Source organism: Cupriavidus sp. 05N40, assembly GCF_056397305.1.
Genome location: NZ_JBFTND010000041.1, coordinates 22,924 through 38,228, shown reverse-complemented (window position 1 = coordinate 38,228; position 15,305 = coordinate 22,924). Strand labels below are relative to the sequence as shown.

Sequence of the window (15,305 nt, the reverse complement as noted above, 5' to 3'; positions counted from 1 at the left end):
CGCATGGAGTGTGCCAAGGTGGGCCATGTCGCCTCGAATCGCCCGCAAACGCAGGCTGGGCTTGGGAGAAATTTTTCTCGAGGGGGAAAATGGCGCCGAAGCCCGGTGTGGGAAGGCTTTGATCTGGCAGGCAAAAACCAACACAACAGACACCGTGTGTTCGTGCGCCGCCAACATCGGGAAACATCTGGGCGATCACGCCGGCATGACGCGGCAGCGGGAGGACCCTTGAGGCGCACCGGGATGAGAACACCGGCGGCCTGCCGGAATTCCAATGCGGTCACATGGGATCAGAAGCCCATCGTCGCCGACAGCAGCAAGGTGCGCGGCTCGGCGATCGCCACGCCGCCGAAGGCATCGACCGCGGCCCAGTAGCGCTGGCCGAAGACATTGCGGACGTTGAGCCGGAAGGTGGTCTGCCGGCGCGCCAGCGTAGTCCGGTATCGCGCGCCAAGGTCAACGCGGGTCCATTGCGCAATGCCCTGTTGCGTATTGGCCTGGTCCACATACTGGCTGCCCGTGTAGACCAGGCTGCCGGTCAGCGTCAGCCCGGGCGCGAAGGCGGCATCCCATTCGGCGCCCAGGTTGGCTTGCAGCCTGGGCACGCCGATGGGGGTCTTGCCGGCGGTCGCGGCGCTGTCGGTGCGCACCGGCCTCGCATCGAGCACGGTGGCGCTGGCCAGCAGCCGCACGCCTGGCACCGGCTCGCCATACAGGCCAAGCTCCAGTCCGCGGTTGCGCTGCTCGCCGTCTGCGGTGAACAGCGTGCCGGACATCTGCCCACCCGGCCGGGTGATCTGGAACGCGCTGACCGTGGCGATCATGCCTCCCCGCTCTACCTTGACGCCGGCTTCGTACTGTATCGACTTGTAGGGCGCGAAGACCTCGCCGGCGTTGCTGGCGCTGGCGGGCGCGGTGTCGCCCTTGCTCAGCCCTTCGGCGCGGTTGGCGTAGAAGGAGACGTGCTGCCAGGGCTTCACCACGAGGCCGAGCATGGGCGTCACGGCCGATTCGTCATAGCGCGAAGTCACGGCGCCGGCGGTGCTGAAATTCGCCGACCTGACCTGCTGGTGACGCACGCCCAGCGTCAGTTGCACGCGCTGGTCCAGCAGCGACAGCGTATCGGCCAGCGCCACGCCGGTCAGGCGGGTTTCCGAAACCGTTGGCACGCTGGCCGGATCCGCGATGAACTGCATGGGAAGCGAAACCGGCTGGTAAAGGTTCGTCAGCAGGGTGACGGGCGAATTGTTGAAGCCTCGTCCCAGTCGATCCCGATAGCCGCTGACCACCAGATTGAGGCGATGGCCGACCGGCCCGGTGTCAAAGCGGGCCCGCAGGCCGGTATCCGCGGTAGCCCGGGCCACGTTGAACTTGTAGTTCGTATCCGACACGGCAATGTCGCCGGCCTCGTTGACGATGGTGGGCGTGATGGCAAAGAGCCTGGCAACCCGGGTACGGCCGCCGCCGCCGTCCAGGAACCAGGCCAGCTTGTCGCCGATCTCGTATTCCGCCCGAAGCAGCAGCGACTGGTCGCTGATCCTGGAGTGTTCCCAGGGCTGCGAGATATTGCGCTGTCCATCCGGCGCGCCGGGCACGGCGATGCCGGGAAGGATGTGCAGCAGCCGTGACGGCGCGTTGATCCTTTCCCGCTGGCCGATGAAGTCCAGCGTCGCACGCAGGCGCTCTCCCTGATAGTCGAGCGCCAGCGCGCCGGCACCAGCGTTGCGCGACTGGTTGTCCAGCCTGGTGTCCCCTGCCCGGTAGCTGCCGTTGAGGCGGATGCCGAACTGCCGCGCGGCGCCAAAACGCCGGCTCAGGTCAACGTTTCCACCCAGTTGCGATGTCGCGGCATAGTCGGCGGTGACCTGCATCTGGTCCGGTCCGGTGGCCCGCTTGGGGACGATGTTGATGCCGCCGCCGACACTGCCGCTCGGCGCCATGCCGATCAGCATGGCGGTCGGGCCCTTGATCAGCTCGACGCGCTCGATATAGCCGGTGGACACGCGGTAGTTGGAGGCAACGCCATACAGGCCATCGAAGGCGATTTCCCCGAAGTTACCGTTGCCCACCGGAAAGCCGCGGATCGTGAAGGCATCGAGGATGCCACCGGGCTGGCTGACGAAGCGCACCGACGCATCATTGGCCAGCACATCGCCCACCGTGCGCGCCTGCTGGTCTTCGATCGCCCTGGCGGTGTAGCTGGTGAGGCTGAACGGCGCGTCCATGATGTCGGTGTTGCCGAGCATTCCCAGCCGGGCGCCGCGCGCGACCTGCCCGCCCGCGAAGGGCTGCGGCAATTCGCCCGCGGCGGCGGCGGTACCGGTGACCGTCACCGTGGGCAGCACCGGCGCCGCCTCGCTGCGGGCGCCCTCGCGCGCCCTGCGCAAGGAAAAGCCGCCGCCCGGCAGCGCCACCGCTTCCAGCCCGGTTCCCGCCAGCAGCGCCCTCAGCCCTGCCGGCACCGAATAGCTGCCTTGCAAGCCGGGGCTCTCGGCGGCACCGAGCAGCGCCGCATCGTAGGAAAGATCGATGCCGGCAGCGCTGGCGAAGCGGTTGAGCACCACATAGAGCGGGCCTGGCCCGATGGCAAAGGAGCGGGCCTGCTCCGTGCCCGGCGCGGCACGCGCCGTGGACAACGGCATGCCAACCCACAGGGCGAGACAGGCGAGAGCGCAGGAAAAGGCGCGGCAAGGTGCCCTCAATGGCTTAGAAGTCCATGCTCATGGACGCCATGAAGGTACGCGGCGCACCCAGCGAGATCGTGCTGAACGAGGCCACCCCCGACCAGTACCTGCGATCGAAGGCATTGAACACACCCGCACGGAAGGTGGTCGACTTGCCGTACAGCGAGGACTTGTAGCGCACGCCCAGATCCACCGTGGTCCACGACGGCACCCGCTGCGTGTTTGCCTGGTTCACGTATTCGCTGCCGGTGTAGTTGACGGCGCCGGTCAGGGTCAGGCCGGGCACCCACGGCAGGTCCCATTCCGTGCCCAGGTTGGCCATCACCGTGGGCACGCCGACCGGGCGGTTGCCGAGCGTGGCCGCGCTGCTGGTCTTGGTCAGTTCGCCGTCGAGCAGGGTCACGCCGCCGAGCAGGCGCACGCCCTTGTAGGCCTGGCCCGACATCGTCAGCTCCAGGCCCTGGTTGCGCTGCTCGCCGTCGACGGAGAAGACCGTGCCGGACAACTGGCCGCTGGGCTTGGTCATGCGGAAAGCGGCCAGCGTTGCCATCACCTTGCCCGCGTCGTACTTGACGCCGACCTCGTGCTGCTTGGTCTTGTACGGGGAGAAGACCTGCCCCGCGTTCGACGCCACCGCCGGCGCGATATCGCCCTTGCTCAGTCCCTCGATGTAGTTCGCGTACAGCGAGACGTGCTGCCAGGGCTTGAAGACGATGCCGGCCAGCGGCGTGACGGCGCTCTCGTCGTACGTGGCGGTCTTGGCGCCGGTGGCGGCGTAGTTGTTCGACTTGACCTGCTGGTAGCGCAGGCCGAGGGTGAGTTGCACGCGGTCGTCGAGCACGCTCAGGGTGTCGGCCAGGGACAGCCCCGACAGCGTGGAGTCGGACACCTTGGGCACGCGTTGCGGCGCGGCGATATCCTGCGCCGGGCGGTCGACCGGCGCATAGATATTGGACGTGACAGGCGTGCCGGCCACGTTGGCGCTGGCGAAGCGGTCCATATACAGGTTCGCCTGCAGCGCCAGCGCGTGCTTGACGGGGCCGGTCTCGAACTTGCTCCTGACGCCGGTATCGAAGCTCGACCGGTTGACCTGGAACCTCCAGTTCTGTATCGCCGACGAGGTGGCACCCGCCGAATTCAGGATGGTCGGCGTCTGGTCCGACAGCCGCGCCACGTCGGAGCGGGTACCGCCAGCGTCGGCAAACACGGTCACGTTGTCGGTGATGTCGTACTCCGCGTGCAGCAGCGTCGAGACATCATTGGACTTCCACCAGCCCCACCGCTGGCTGACATTGCGCCGGCCGTCCGGCGCCGCGGGCACCTGCACGCCGGCCGCGACCAGGAAGGGCCGCGTCGGCGCGTCCACCCACTGGTATTGCTCGATCAGGTCGAGCGAAGCCCGCAGGCGCTCGCCGTGATAATCGAGCGACAGCGCGGCCACCTCCGCGCGCGATTTCTGGTTGTCCAGCGGGGTCTGTCCCTGGCGATGCAGGCCGTTGAAACGGATGCCCCACTCCCGGTCATCGCCAAAGCGGCGGCTCAGGTCGATCGCGCCGCCCACCTGCGCGTCAGACGCGTAGTCGAGGGTAAAGCGCGTCAGGTCCTGCGCCAGTGCCCGCTTGGGCACGACATTGACCACGCCGCCCACGCCGCTGTTGGGAGACATGCCGTACAGCAGGGCGGCGGGGCCCTTGAGCACCTCGACCCGCTCCAGGTACTCGGTGAAGAGGTGGTAGTTGGGCGAAACGCCGTAGACGCCGTCAAACGCGATTTCCGACAGGTTGCCCTCGTTGATCGGGAAGCCGCGGATATAGAAGGAATCCGTCACGCCGCCGACCTGGCCGGTGAAGCGAACGGAAGGATCGCTGTTCAGCACCTCGGCCAGGGTGACGGCCTGCTGGTCCTCGATCCGCTGGGCGGTGTAGTTGGTCACGGCGAAGGGCGTGTCCATCACGCCCTTGTTGCCCAGCAGCCCCAGGCGGCCGCCACGCGCCACCTGGCCGCCGGCATGGGCCGGTGGCAATTCGCCCGGCGCCTCGGTGGCGGCGGTGACGGTCACCGCCGGCAGCGTCGCGGTGRCATCCGCCGGCTGCGATTGCGCCCTCACGCCGAGCGGTGCCACGCTCGCGCCCATCGCAAGACAGACAAAGGCGTGGTGCAGTGCAAGCGCGAACGGCTTGGGTCGAGGTGGGCGCGCGTTGGCGATGGCAGTGGCATGGCGTGTTGCAGACATCAGATTCTCTTCTCCGGCAGCGTGGTGTTTGAAGTTCCTACGCAGTAGGCCGGTCGAGAATCGAAATCCCCTCAATATTTCCCTGGTTTTTTTCCGCACATGGGCAAAGTGGCGTCAATTTCCGCCGGCGGGACCAACCGTGACCCAGAGGCGCGTGCGATAGGCGATGGAAACGGGCTGCGACTGCGCCAGGAAGCGCAGCGTCCGATCGGTGTCGCGCAGGTGGTAGGTGCCGGATATGCGCAGGTCCGCCACGCGCGGATCGCAGACGATGCGGCCGGTGCGGTAGCGGGCAAGTTCGGCCAGCACGTCGGCCAGGCGCATGTCCTTGCCGGCGATGACGCCCTCGGCCCAGCCGTCCGGCGCGATGGGCGGCGCCGCCGCCGGCGTGCTGCCGTCTGCGGCAAGCCACCAGGTCGTCCCCGCGCGTGCCACGTCCTCGCCATTGCCCGCCGACGGATACAGGGCGACGGCGCCCTCCTGCACGCTGACCCGGGCGCGCGCGCCCTCGATACGCACCACGAAGCGCGTGCCCAATGCGCGCAGGCTGCCGAACGGCGTCTGCACCCAGAAGGGCCGCGCCGCGCCGCTGGCGGCGGAAAATTCATCGTCATGGCCCGTGGTGACCAGGATCTCTCCGCGCCGCAGCGTGATCAGGCGGCGCTCGGCGCCCAGTCCGGTACTGATGGCCGTGTCCGTATTGAGCACGATGGTGCTGCCATCATCGAGCCGCACGGTACGCTGCTCGCCGGTGGCGGTGCTGGTATCGGCAAGCAGGCGCTGCCATGGCGCCAGTTCTCGCACACCCTGCACGGCAAGCAGCGAGATACCTGCCAGCGCCAGCACCTTGAGCGCCTGACGGCGTTTCAGGCCGCCGGCGCTGCGCCGCGCGCCGGCGGTTTGCAGCGTATCCAGCGCAAGCGCTGCCGGTACGCCGGAGAAATCGTCTCGCAGCGCCTGCACCCGCTGCCAGGCGAGCGCGTGCAGCGGGTCCGCCTTGAGCCACTGTGCGAACGCCTCGCGCGTGCCGGCGGTGGGCTCGCCGAAGTCGAGCCGGATCGTCCAGGTAACGGCCTTGTCGACCATGCGAGCGGGAATCCGGGGTTCGGGCGCGGGCGGCGTGGGTCCGCAGGGACTGGCGGGATCAGTCACCGAAGCGCACAGCGTAGCAATGGCGCAGGGCCGCGGCGACATGGCGTTCGGCCGTCGCCAGCGACACCCCGAGGCGCTCCGCGATCTGCCGGCAGGTCAGCCCTTCCAGCTGGGCCCACAGGAAGGCGGTGCGCACCTGCGGCTTGAGCGCATCGAGTATGCGGTCGATGGCGATCAGGGCCTCCAGGAAGAGCAGCCGGCTCTCTGGCGACGGCGCGTGGGCCGGCGGCAACTGCGCCAGCGTCTCCAGCCAGGCCAGCYCCAGCTCCCGGCGCCGCCAGTGCTCGATGACCAGGCCGCGCGCGATCGTGCTCAGGTAGGTGCGGGGCTCCCGGATATCCGCGGCCTGCCGGTGGAGCAGGCGGAGAAACACGTCCTGCGCCAGGTCTGCCGCATCGCAGGCATTGCCCAGCTTGCGGCGCAACCAGCCCTGGAGCCATCGGTTGTGCTCGCTATAGAGGGAGTGAACGTGACGCTGGAGAGCGGATTCGGCGGCAGCCATGCTGCATTCCTGATGATGATCAGTCTGGCACGGCCAAACCTCACAGATCGCAAATGAGAATGGTTCGCATTGTATTACAGACGGGCTCTCCAGTACAACTGCCGGCAGGCCCGGTCATTGCCACGCTGGCGCACAGCCCTGCGCCGCCCGCCTTCGCATAATGAGTCAGTCAGCGTCAGCCAACGGGGATCCGGCCCACACGGGCGGCCGGCGGCCTTGCCAGGGCATGGCCGCTTCCAGTTGGGCCGCCAGGCGGAAAAGGATGTCCTCTCGTCCAAACCCCGCAACGAACTGGGAGCCAATTGGCAATCCTGTTGCGCTATCGAACGACAACGGAACCGACATGGCGGGCAACCCCGCAACGTTCGGCAACGGGGTGAATGGTGATTGCTGGAGCACGTGCGCGATCCAGCCGTAGCCATCAAGCATTCCCTCGTCCTTGTTGTACTCACCTATCCGAGGCGCGAGATCTGGCAGCGTCGGCGTCAGGAGAAGGTCGTAGCCCAGGAAGAATTTGCCCGTCGCCCGCGTAACGGCATTCCGGACCTGCAGCGCCTCCAGCAGGTCCGTACCGCTGACGCGACGCCCATACTCGTAGACCGCGAATGTCGCCGGTTCGAGAATGCCCGGGGTCACGGGCCTGCCGGTTGCCGCCGAGATGGCGTTGAGCCTCATGGCCGCGTTCGCGGTCCAGATCTGCGCGTTGGCGTGAACGAAACTGTCCCAGCTTACGCCCAGGTCCGGCGTGACTTCCTCCACTTCATGGCCCAGCGATGCAAGAGACCGGGCAACGGCGCGGATGGCATCCGCCACGACAGTGGTGGTCCGCCCGGAATTCTGTGGGTTGAGCAGGAAGCCGATCCTGAGCTTCCCCGGACTGCGCTGGAGTTCCGACAGATAACTGTCGGCCGGTGGCGCAATCTGATACGGCTCGCCGATGCCGGCACCGGTCACGGCATCGAGCAAGGCGGCGCTGTCACGCACCGACCGGCTCACGCCAAAGTGCACGCCAAGTCCGTTCCATACCTCGTCTACGGCGGGGCCGTTGGATACGCGTCCCCTTGTCGGCTTCAGGCCGAACAGGCCATTCAATGCCGCGGGCACGCGAATCGAGCCACCGGCGTCAGTGGCATGGGCAAGCGGAACGATTCCGGCTGCGACGGCCGCGCCGGCGCCCCCGCTCGAGCCGCCGGCACCGCGATCGAGATTCCACGGATTCCTGGTCGGCCCGCACACGCGTGCCTCTGTGGTCGTGCTCACCGCCAGCTCGGGCATCGTCGTCCTGCCGAGCGTGACGAGGCCGGCCTTTCGGAATCTGACCATCAGATTCGAGTCTTCCCGTGCAATCAGCCCTTGCGCTATCCGGCTACCCAGTTCGCTTCTGCGGCCCTTCATCGCCACGCCCAGGTCCTTGATGAGGAAGGGCACGCCGGAAAGCAGGCTTCCTGGTTCCGCGGACGCGGTTGAGTCCGCCTCCGCGGGCCAATGCTCGACCACGGCATTGATCTTCGGGTTGATAGCCTCGAGCGCATTCAGCGCAGCGGCCGCGACTTCCGCGGGGCTGACCTGTCCGCTCGATATGAGATCGTGCAAACCTACGCCATCAAGCGACGCATATTCGTCCAGTTTCATAGCGATGCCAATAAAGAACCAACAATAAGAGCGGAATGCCCCAGCAGCCGCGCAACGAAACGGCTACCTGAGCGCGGGCGTGATCAATCCATGCCTCGCGTTCCCGCGGGAACCGGTGCATGCCCATCCGATGCGAATTCAACGACGTCTTCCGGATGCAAGCGCAGAAGGAGGACGATGACTCCCGAGATGAAAAGCATCGCGGCCACGATCAAGAAGCCAAGATGCATGCTTCCCGTCAGACTCTTCGACCATCCGATGATGCTTGGCCCGAAGAACCCACCGGAAAGACCGATCGTATTGATCAGTGCAATCGCCCCCGCTCTCGCATCGCCTTTGATGTACTCCGGCGGTACGGCCCAGAAGACGATATTTGCCATCCACATCATCCCCGTGGCGAGTGTGAGACAAACGATGGTGAGCAGAAGGCTACCGTCGGCAAATATCCAGGCGACAAAGGCGAGGACGCCGACGAACACAGGCAGCGCAATGTGGAAACGTCTGTCGCGATGCTTGTCGGAACTGCGGCCACCATAAAAAATGGCCAATGCAGCAGCAACGTAGGGGATGGCTGAATACCAGCCCAGCTGCTGTGTGCTGGCGACGCCTTCGAGCTTGAGGATCGTCGGAAGCCAGAAGCTGAGAGCGTAGATTGGCGCGATGATGCAGAGGTAGGCCACGGCAAGAATATAGACCTTCGGGTCCCTCAGGACAGCACGGAAAGAACCATGGCGTCCGGCATCCCTGCCCAGTTCCCCTTGAAGCAGGCGCTTTTCCTGCGGGCTCAGCCATTTCGCGGTAGCCGGGCCATCCGACAGGGCGAAGTAGGCGATCACGCCGAGGACGACACACGGGGCGCCTTCCAGCAAGAACATCCATTGCCAGCCGGATAGATTGCCGGCCCCTGCAAACGCCGTCATGATCCAGGCGGAAAGAGGACCGCCCACGATTCCGCTGACCGGTCCCGCGAGCCAGACAATGGAGATGGCGCCGGCAGTGCGCGACGGACCATACCAGCGGGACAGATAAAACAGCACGCCAGGAGCAAAGCCGGCCTCGAAAACGCCGAGCAAGAAGCGCACCGCATAAAAGGCCGGAATACTGTTCACGAACAGCATGCAGATTGACGCGATCCCCCACAGCACCATGATCCGGCTGAAGGTGACCCGCGCCCCCACCTTCGGAAGCAGCAGGTTACTCGGGATCTCGAACAGGACGTAACCCACGAAAAAGATGCCGGCGCCGACCCCATAGGCCGCATCGGATAGTGCCAGGTCACTCTGCATCTGCAGCTTCGCGAAACCGACATTGACTCTATCGAGGTACGCGAACATGAAGCCGACAAACAGTAGCGGCAGCAGGTGTAGATCCACCTTTCGATAGACGGAAGATACTGCTGCGTCGCCGCCTGACGTTTGATTTATTGCGGACAATTTTGTCTCCGGTCGTTGATCTTGGTCGAGCCTGGGCCATGGCGATCGCACGGCGAGCGATGTGGAAGATCCAATCCATCGGGCTCGCCGTGTGAGCGACAAGTGGCGGGCTATCCGGTCACAGCCTGGCTGACATGACAGCCAGCATTGCGTCGCAAAGAATCTGTGCGCCCGCGGCCAGATCCTTGTCGCGGGCATGCTCTGCCTCGTTATGGCTGATGCCCTTCTCGCAAGGCACGAAGATCATGGCCGTAGGCGTGTGGTCTGCCATGTACTTGGCGTCGTGAGTGGCGCCAGAGACGATGCTCATGTGCGTCAGGTTCCGAGCCTTCGCCGAGTCCTCGACAACCGCCACGACACGGTCGTCGAACTTCACGGGAGTCGAGCGCAGCAATACCTTGGCGGAGACGGGGCAATGCTCGACTTCGCTCGAACACATCTGGAGGATCTTCTCGCCCGTTTGCAGGAGATGATCCGGATCCGGGTGCCGGAGATCGATGTTGAAGGTAACCTTTCCGGGAACCGTGTTGGGCGAGCCGGGTGCCACTTCAAGCCGTCCGACGGTGAAGCGCAGTATGTCGAGCGGATCCGCAATTTCACTCCGAATCCGTGCCATCAGCACCGTCGCCGCAAGCAGCGCATCTTTCCGGTGTCGCAATGGCGTGGTGCCGGCGTGGGCCTCCATCCCGCGAACTTCGATCTCATAGGAATGAAGACCCTGAATGCCGCTGACGATGCCGATGTCGCAATCCGCATCTTCGAGGACGGGGCCCTGCTCGATGTGAGCCTCGATATACGCAAACCCTTTGCCGCCCAGAGGCCTGCTTTGCAAGTGCGGAAGCGCCTCGATCTGCGTCGCCAGCGCATCGCCAACGCTGATGCCTTTCGCATCGCGTATTGCCAGTGCCCTGTCGAGCGGCAAGGCGCCTGACGCCACCGCCGACCCCATCGTCGGCGGGGGAAATCTCGAACCCTCTTCATTCATCCAGACGACGAGCTCCATCGGGCGCTCTGTCACCACGCCATGATCGTCAAGCGTTTCAAGGACTTCAAACCCGGCCAGCACCCCGAATACGCCATCGAACTTGCCGCCCGTGGGCTGGGAATCGAGATGCGATCCCGTCATGACAGGACTGAGTTCCGGCCGCGCGCCCGGGCGGCGGATAAAAAGATTGCCGATCGGATCGATGGCCGTGATGTAACCCCTCCCCGAAGCCCAGTCCAGAAGGAGTTGCCGCCCCCTGGTGTCCTCTGCCGTCAGTGCCTGACGGTTAACGCCGCCATTGCCGGTGGCGCCGATTTCGGCCATCGCGCGGTGGCGGTCCGAGAGCCTGGCACCGTTGATAAGCGGTGCGGCTGTCACCGTGGATACAGATGTGGGATTGTCGACTTGCATTGTTTCCGGGGGGCGTCGTTTATCGTGGCACCCAGTTTGCCCAGCCAACCCCATAAAGTCAAGTCACTTGACTAGCAGGAATGTTAGTGTCATTTATACGAACAAAAAGCGGCATCCAAGCCACAATCAGGCTGCGGATCGCGAAAACCACCCCTTGAATTTGGCTCCGATGCCGACGCGGCGGAGGTGACGTCGACATCTCGCCGATTTATCGACCCCATGCCTGCACTCGTTACATTGCTACACGCCAAATCGAAAATGCGTTACTATTTCGAAATGCCGGAATACTATTAATCCGTGCCGTAGAATTATCGAAGATTCACGCCGGATCGAGAAACTTCACCGAAGACGGAACGATAAATCCGGTCCAGTACTGATCGCGCCATCGCATATTATGGAAAACAACGAAATTAATCAGGAAATCGTCATCGGCGGAAGGCTCAAGCACGCGAGACTCAATCGCAAGCTGAGCTTGCGTCAACTGGCGGAGAAAGTCGGCTGCACTGAGAGCTTCCTGTCGAAAGTCGAGAACTGCAAGGTCCGCCCTTCCCTCCCGATGCTTCACAAGATTGCCGTGACGCTGGGAATCAGTGTCGCCAAGCTGTTTATTGAAGAAGACAACACCACTGGATCGGTGACGGTCATGCGGGAGGGTCAGCGACAAATACTGCGGACGGAACATCGACGGGCTGGCGATGGCGTGTCGCTGGAAACGCTGCTCCCCAACCATCTGTGCGCCCTGCTGGAATCCAATATCCATCACATCCCCGCGGGAACCTCGTCCCAGGGCTTTCTCGAGCATCAGGGCGAAGAAATGGGCTATGTACTGCAAGGAGAACTGGAACTCACCGTGGCCGATCAGACTATCCGCGTGAGCAAAGGCGACTCCTTCTTTTTCTTTTCGCACCTCCCGCATGGCTACCGGAACATTGGCAGCACGGAAGCCCAGGTGTTGTGGGTCAACACGCCCCAGAGCTTCTGACGCAGTCACCAGAGCGACTATCCCGCAGGCCTCGACGACATCCTGCCAGCCCTTGCGCGGATCATTCCTGCGTTACTCCTTGCGTTTCAGGCCATCGGGAGCGGGCACCCAGCGAAAACCGGCCTGCCCGGCCTGTACATGACCCAGCCCGGGGAATGCCATATGGGCGCCTCCCACCAGATAGCCTTGCCGGRCCGCGTCGGCAAGGATGCGCTGCCGCGTGGCCGCCGCGGCGGCAGGAGCGACGTCGTACTCGATGGTGATRCCCGGATCGCCGAACTGCGCCTCGCTGGCGTGGATGACGTCTCCCCAGAGCAGCAGCCGCTGACCCCGGCTCTCGATGAAGTAGCCGTTCATGCCCGGCGTGTGGCCGTATAGCGGTACCGAGCGCACGCCGGGGAACAGTTCGGTGGCACCGTCGAAGGTGCGCAGCTTGCCCGCCACCACATACGGGTCGACAGTCTGGTGCGACTGCCGGAAGGTGGTGCGGGCCGCCGCCGGCGCCCTGGCCTCGGCTTCGGGGCTGAGCCACAAGGCCGGATCGCGCTGGTCCACGTGCACCACTGCATGCGGGAACACCCRCTGCCCGCCGATACTGAGGCCGCCGGAGTGGTCGCCGTGGATATGCGTCAGCAGGATGTCGTCGATATCGCCGGGCTGGTAGCCGGCAGCACGGAGGTTCTCGACGAGGTGGCCGGTCAGCGGCCCGAACAGCTCGCCCGCGCCGGTATCGACGAGAATGCGACGCTCGCCGGTGTCGACCAGGAAGCAGTTGACGGAGATCTCCACCGGCAATGCCTGGTGGGCGGCCGCGAACGCCTCGCGCACGGCTTGCGGCTTGCTCATGATCTTCGACACGTCGCGCGGCGCGGTGCCATCCGACAGCACCGTGACGCGAAACGCCCCCAGCGCAAAGCGGTAGAAACCGGGGGCCTGGTGCGCCGCCCATCCAGGGCTGGACGATGTGTCCGGCGAATCTGTCGCACCGGCGTTTGCCGGACTGGCGGCAAGGACGGTCATGGATGCGGTGGCAAGAAGCAGGAAGCGGGGGAAATTCATGATCGGTATCGGTCCGGGTTGCGCACTGGCCCCTTATCAGGTGCCGTACTGGTGCTGAATCAGCGATAAACGGAACAATAGCGATCGCGCTCTGCCGCGATAAGCTGTCTTTCTTGGGAATAATTGTGCCACCATTGGCATAATCGGCATAATTGGCGGCATCGATCATTGACCTGGCGCCGTGCGCGAACCGAGACGTCCATGCCTCCCGACATGAATGACACGCTGGTCTTCCTCAAGGTCGTGGAAGCGGGGAGTTTCACCGCCGCCGCAGCCGAGTTGCTCCTGCCCAAGACCACGGTCAGCCGCAAGCTGCGCGAACTCGAGCAGCGGCTTGGGGTGCAACTCTTGCACCGGACCACACGCCGCCTCGGCCTGACGGAGGCCGGCACGCTCTACTACGAATCCTGCCGCGCCATTCCCGGCATGCTGGCAAACGCCGATGCAGCGGTAGGCCAGTTGCAGGGCACGCCGCGCGGCACGTTGCGCATCACGGCATCCTACTCGCTGGCGATCACCCTGCTCGGCCCGCTGCTGGCAGATTTCCGCGGCGAAAACCCGAACGTGAACATCGAGCTGGTGCTCAGCCACCGCACGCTCGATCTCGTCGGCGAGGAAATCGACCTGGCACTGCGCATGGGCGACCTGCCGGATTCATCGATGGCCGCACGGCGACTCGCCACCTTCCCGAACCGCATCTACGCCAGCCCCGCCTATCTCGCGCAGCATGGCGAACCCACCCATCCGGACGCACTGTGCGAGCACATGGCGCTATCCACGCGCGTGGCCAGGCGCGCCAGCGGCCATGCCTGGCCAATGCGCCGCGAGGACGCTGCCGAAGGGCTCACCGACTACCCAATCCGCCCCGTGATCGAGGCCGACGATCCGGAGACACTCAAGGCGCCACTGTTCGACGGCGCGGGCCTGATGATGGCAACAGACCTGATCATGGCGCGGCATGTCGGGCAAGGCCTGGTGGTGCCGGTACTGCCTGGCTGGCTCGGGCGTTGCCCGGACCTGCACGCCGTGTTTCCGCGCGGGCACGTACAGCCGCCAAAGTTGCGCGCGTTCATCGACTTCCTCGTGCTGCGGCTCGCACCGGGTGCCGCAGGCGCACGGCGCTGAACGCATCGGCAACTCGCCTGGCGAGGATCGCGCAATTGTCGTGCGGGCGCCGATCCCTGCAAGGCATGGCAACGCGAACACCAGGGCTTCCGGCTTTTCGCGCGCGATACTTTGTGGCATGTTTGCCGGGGATTGCCGGTCGACAGGCCGGCTCGAACTACGGGTGAGATTGTGGAACTACGACATTTGCGCTATTTCATCGCGGTGGCCGAGCATGAGAGCATTCGCGAGGCGGCGGAGCGCATCCACGTCACGCAGCCCGCCATCTCCCGCCAGATCCATGACCTGGAGGAAGAACTTGGCTTCGCATTGTTCGCGCGCACGCCGCGCGGACTCAGGCTGACTTCGGCCGGCCAGGCGTACTTGCGCGATGCCCGCACGGCGCTCAACCAGCTCGACGTCGCGGCGCGCGGTGCCCAGCGGATATCGGCCGGCATGCAGGGCCGCCTGCGGCTTGGCTTTGTCGAGAACAGTGGCTGGGACGGCATCGTGCCGCATATCTTCCGGCGCTTCCAGGAAGACGTGCCCGACGTCCGCATCGAACTGATCCCGATGAACACGCCACAGCAGCTCGACGAGATCCGCGCGGGCACGCTCGACGGCGGCTTCGTGTACCAGTACGGGCCGCTCCCCGAATCGCTCGGCACGCTGCCGCTGACGACGAACAACGTGCTGCTGGCGGCGCCGCGCGCATGGGCGCTGCCCGCCCCGGAAACGTCCACGACTCACGCATCCCCGCCAGGCGTGGCGCTGCGCCAGATTGCCGACTGGCCATTCGTCACGTTCCCGCGCGCTGTGTATCCGGTCTACTACGACCGGCTGATCGGCGCTTGCCAGGCGTGCGGCGTCACCCTCAACGTCGTCCAGGAGGTCTCGACCGAGGCCGCCATGCTGTCGCTCGTCTGCGCCGGCATCGGCGCAGCCATCGTCAACTCGGCCAACGTCGGCCGTCCGCCAGCGCTCTGCCACTTTGCGTCGTTCACGGATCTTTCCATCCCGATGCCGCTCGTCTTCGCCTGCAAGGCCGATGCGCCCGAGCCGGCGCTTGCGCGCTTCATTCAGACGGTGGAAGCGATGAGGCAGACCGTGGCGGCGCCTGGGTGATGC

The 15,305-nt window shown here is 65.1% G+C and carries 12 protein-coding genes; 4 read left to right on the top strand and 8 right to left on the bottom strand.

What is annotated here, in order from left to right; translation table 11 throughout:
• Nucleotides 1-232, top strand: a 232-nt coding sequence (locus tag AC1DO7_RS12255; protein ID WP_477116179.1) for a hypothetical protein, incomplete at its 5' end; no start/stop codon positions are given.
• A 58-nt stretch (nucleotides 233-290) separates the two neighbouring features.
• Here the strand turns inward: AC1DO7_RS12255 and AC1DO7_RS12250 are convergent.
• The 7 genes from AC1DO7_RS12250 to AC1DO7_RS12220 form a co-directional block, all read right to left on the bottom strand.
• On the bottom strand, nucleotides 291-2,642 hold the full coding sequence (locus AC1DO7_RS12250; protein WP_441622966.1) for a TonB-dependent siderophore receptor: 2,352 nt from the start codon (nucleotides 2,640-2,642) through the stop codon (nucleotides 291-293).
• A gap of 64 nt (nucleotides 2,643-2,706) precedes the next feature.
• Nucleotides 2,707-4,920: a TonB-dependent receptor gene (locus AC1DO7_RS12245; RefSeq protein ID WP_477116180.1), complete on the bottom strand. Its 2,214-nt coding sequence runs from the start codon at nucleotides 4,918-4,920 to the stop codon at nucleotides 2,707-2,709.
• A 111-nt stretch (nucleotides 4,921-5,031) separates the two neighbouring features.
• On the bottom strand, nucleotides 5,032-6,003 hold the full coding sequence (locus AC1DO7_RS12240; protein ID WP_441622964.1) for a FecR domain-containing protein: 972 nt from the start codon (nucleotides 6,001-6,003) through the stop codon (nucleotides 5,032-5,034).
• Nucleotides 6,004-6,061: 58 nt separating this feature from the next.
• Entirely contained in the window at nucleotides 6,062-6,571 is a 510-nt protein-coding gene (locus AC1DO7_RS12235) for a sigma-70 family RNA polymerase sigma factor (RefSeq protein WP_477116178.1), read from the bottom strand.
• Nucleotides 6,572-6,736: 165 nt separating this feature from the next.
• Nucleotides 6,737-8,203: an amidase gene (locus AC1DO7_RS12230; protein WP_441622960.1), complete on the bottom strand. Its 1,467-nt coding sequence runs from the start codon at nucleotides 8,201-8,203 to the stop codon at nucleotides 6,737-6,739.
• A gap of 83 nt (nucleotides 8,204-8,286) precedes the next feature.
• Entirely contained in the window at nucleotides 8,287-9,636 is a 1,350-nt protein-coding gene (locus AC1DO7_RS12225; protein WP_441622958.1) for an MFS transporter, read from the bottom strand.
• A 118-nt stretch (nucleotides 9,637-9,754) separates the two neighbouring features.
• The gene (locus tag AC1DO7_RS12220) at nucleotides 9,755-11,032 is read right to left on the bottom strand and encodes a M20 family metallo-hydrolase (RefSeq protein ID WP_441622956.1); all 1,278 of its coding nucleotides are present in this window, start codon (nucleotides 11,030-11,032) and stop codon (nucleotides 9,755-9,757) included.
• 394 nt (nucleotides 11,033-11,426) lie between these two features.
• On the opposite strand from AC1DO7_RS12220, the gene AC1DO7_RS12215 reads away from it, so the two are divergent.
• Nucleotides 11,427-12,014, top strand: a complete 588-nt coding sequence (locus AC1DO7_RS12215; protein ID WP_441622954.1) for a cupin domain-containing protein — start codon at nucleotides 11,427-11,429, stop codon at nucleotides 12,012-12,014.
• Between the two features lie 72 nt (nucleotides 12,015-12,086).
• Here AC1DO7_RS12215 and AC1DO7_RS12210 read toward each other — a convergent pair whose 3' ends face one another.
• Entirely contained in the window at nucleotides 12,087-13,073 is a 987-nt protein-coding gene (locus tag AC1DO7_RS12210) for an MBL fold metallo-hydrolase (protein ID WP_477116177.1), read from the bottom strand.
• A 201-nt stretch (nucleotides 13,074-13,274) separates the two neighbouring features.
• On the opposite strand from AC1DO7_RS12210, the gene AC1DO7_RS12205 reads away from it, so the two are divergent.
• Together AC1DO7_RS12205 and AC1DO7_RS12200 are read left to right on the top strand one after the other, a co-directional pair.
• Nucleotides 13,275-14,198, top strand: a complete 924-nt coding sequence (locus AC1DO7_RS12205) for a LysR family transcriptional regulator (protein ID WP_441622950.1) — start codon at nucleotides 13,275-13,277, stop codon at nucleotides 14,196-14,198.
• Between the two features lie 171 nt (nucleotides 14,199-14,369).
• Entirely contained in the window at nucleotides 14,370-15,302 is a 933-nt protein-coding gene (locus AC1DO7_RS12200; protein WP_441622948.1) for a LysR family transcriptional regulator, read from the top strand.
• Nucleotides 15,303-15,305 lie beyond the last annotated feature (3 nt).

Excerpts from the sequence above, each read along its gene's own strand:
- AC1DO7_RS12250 (WP_441622966.1), bottom strand. The coding sequence starts at position 2,642 with ATGCCGTTGTCCACGGCGCGTGCCGCGCCGGGCACGGAGCAGGCCCGC.
- AC1DO7_RS12240 (WP_441622964.1), bottom strand. The coding sequence starts at position 6,003 with ATGGTCGACAAGGCCGTTACCTGGACGATCCGGCTCGACTTCGGCGAG.
- AC1DO7_RS12230 (WP_441622960.1), bottom strand. The coding sequence starts at position 8,203 with ATGAAACTGGACGAATATGCGTCGCTTGATGGCGTAGGTTTGCACGAT.
- AC1DO7_RS12220 (WP_441622956.1), bottom strand. The coding sequence starts at position 11,032 with ATGCAAGTCGACAATCCCACATCTGTATCCACGGTGACAGCCGCACCG.
- AC1DO7_RS12215 (WP_441622954.1), top strand. The coding sequence starts at position 11,427 with ATGGAAAACAACGAAATTAATCAGGAAATCGTCATCGGCGGAAGGCTC.
- AC1DO7_RS12205 (WP_441622950.1), top strand. The coding sequence starts at position 13,275 with ATGCCTCCCGACATGAATGACACGCTGGTCTTCCTCAAGGTCGTGGAA.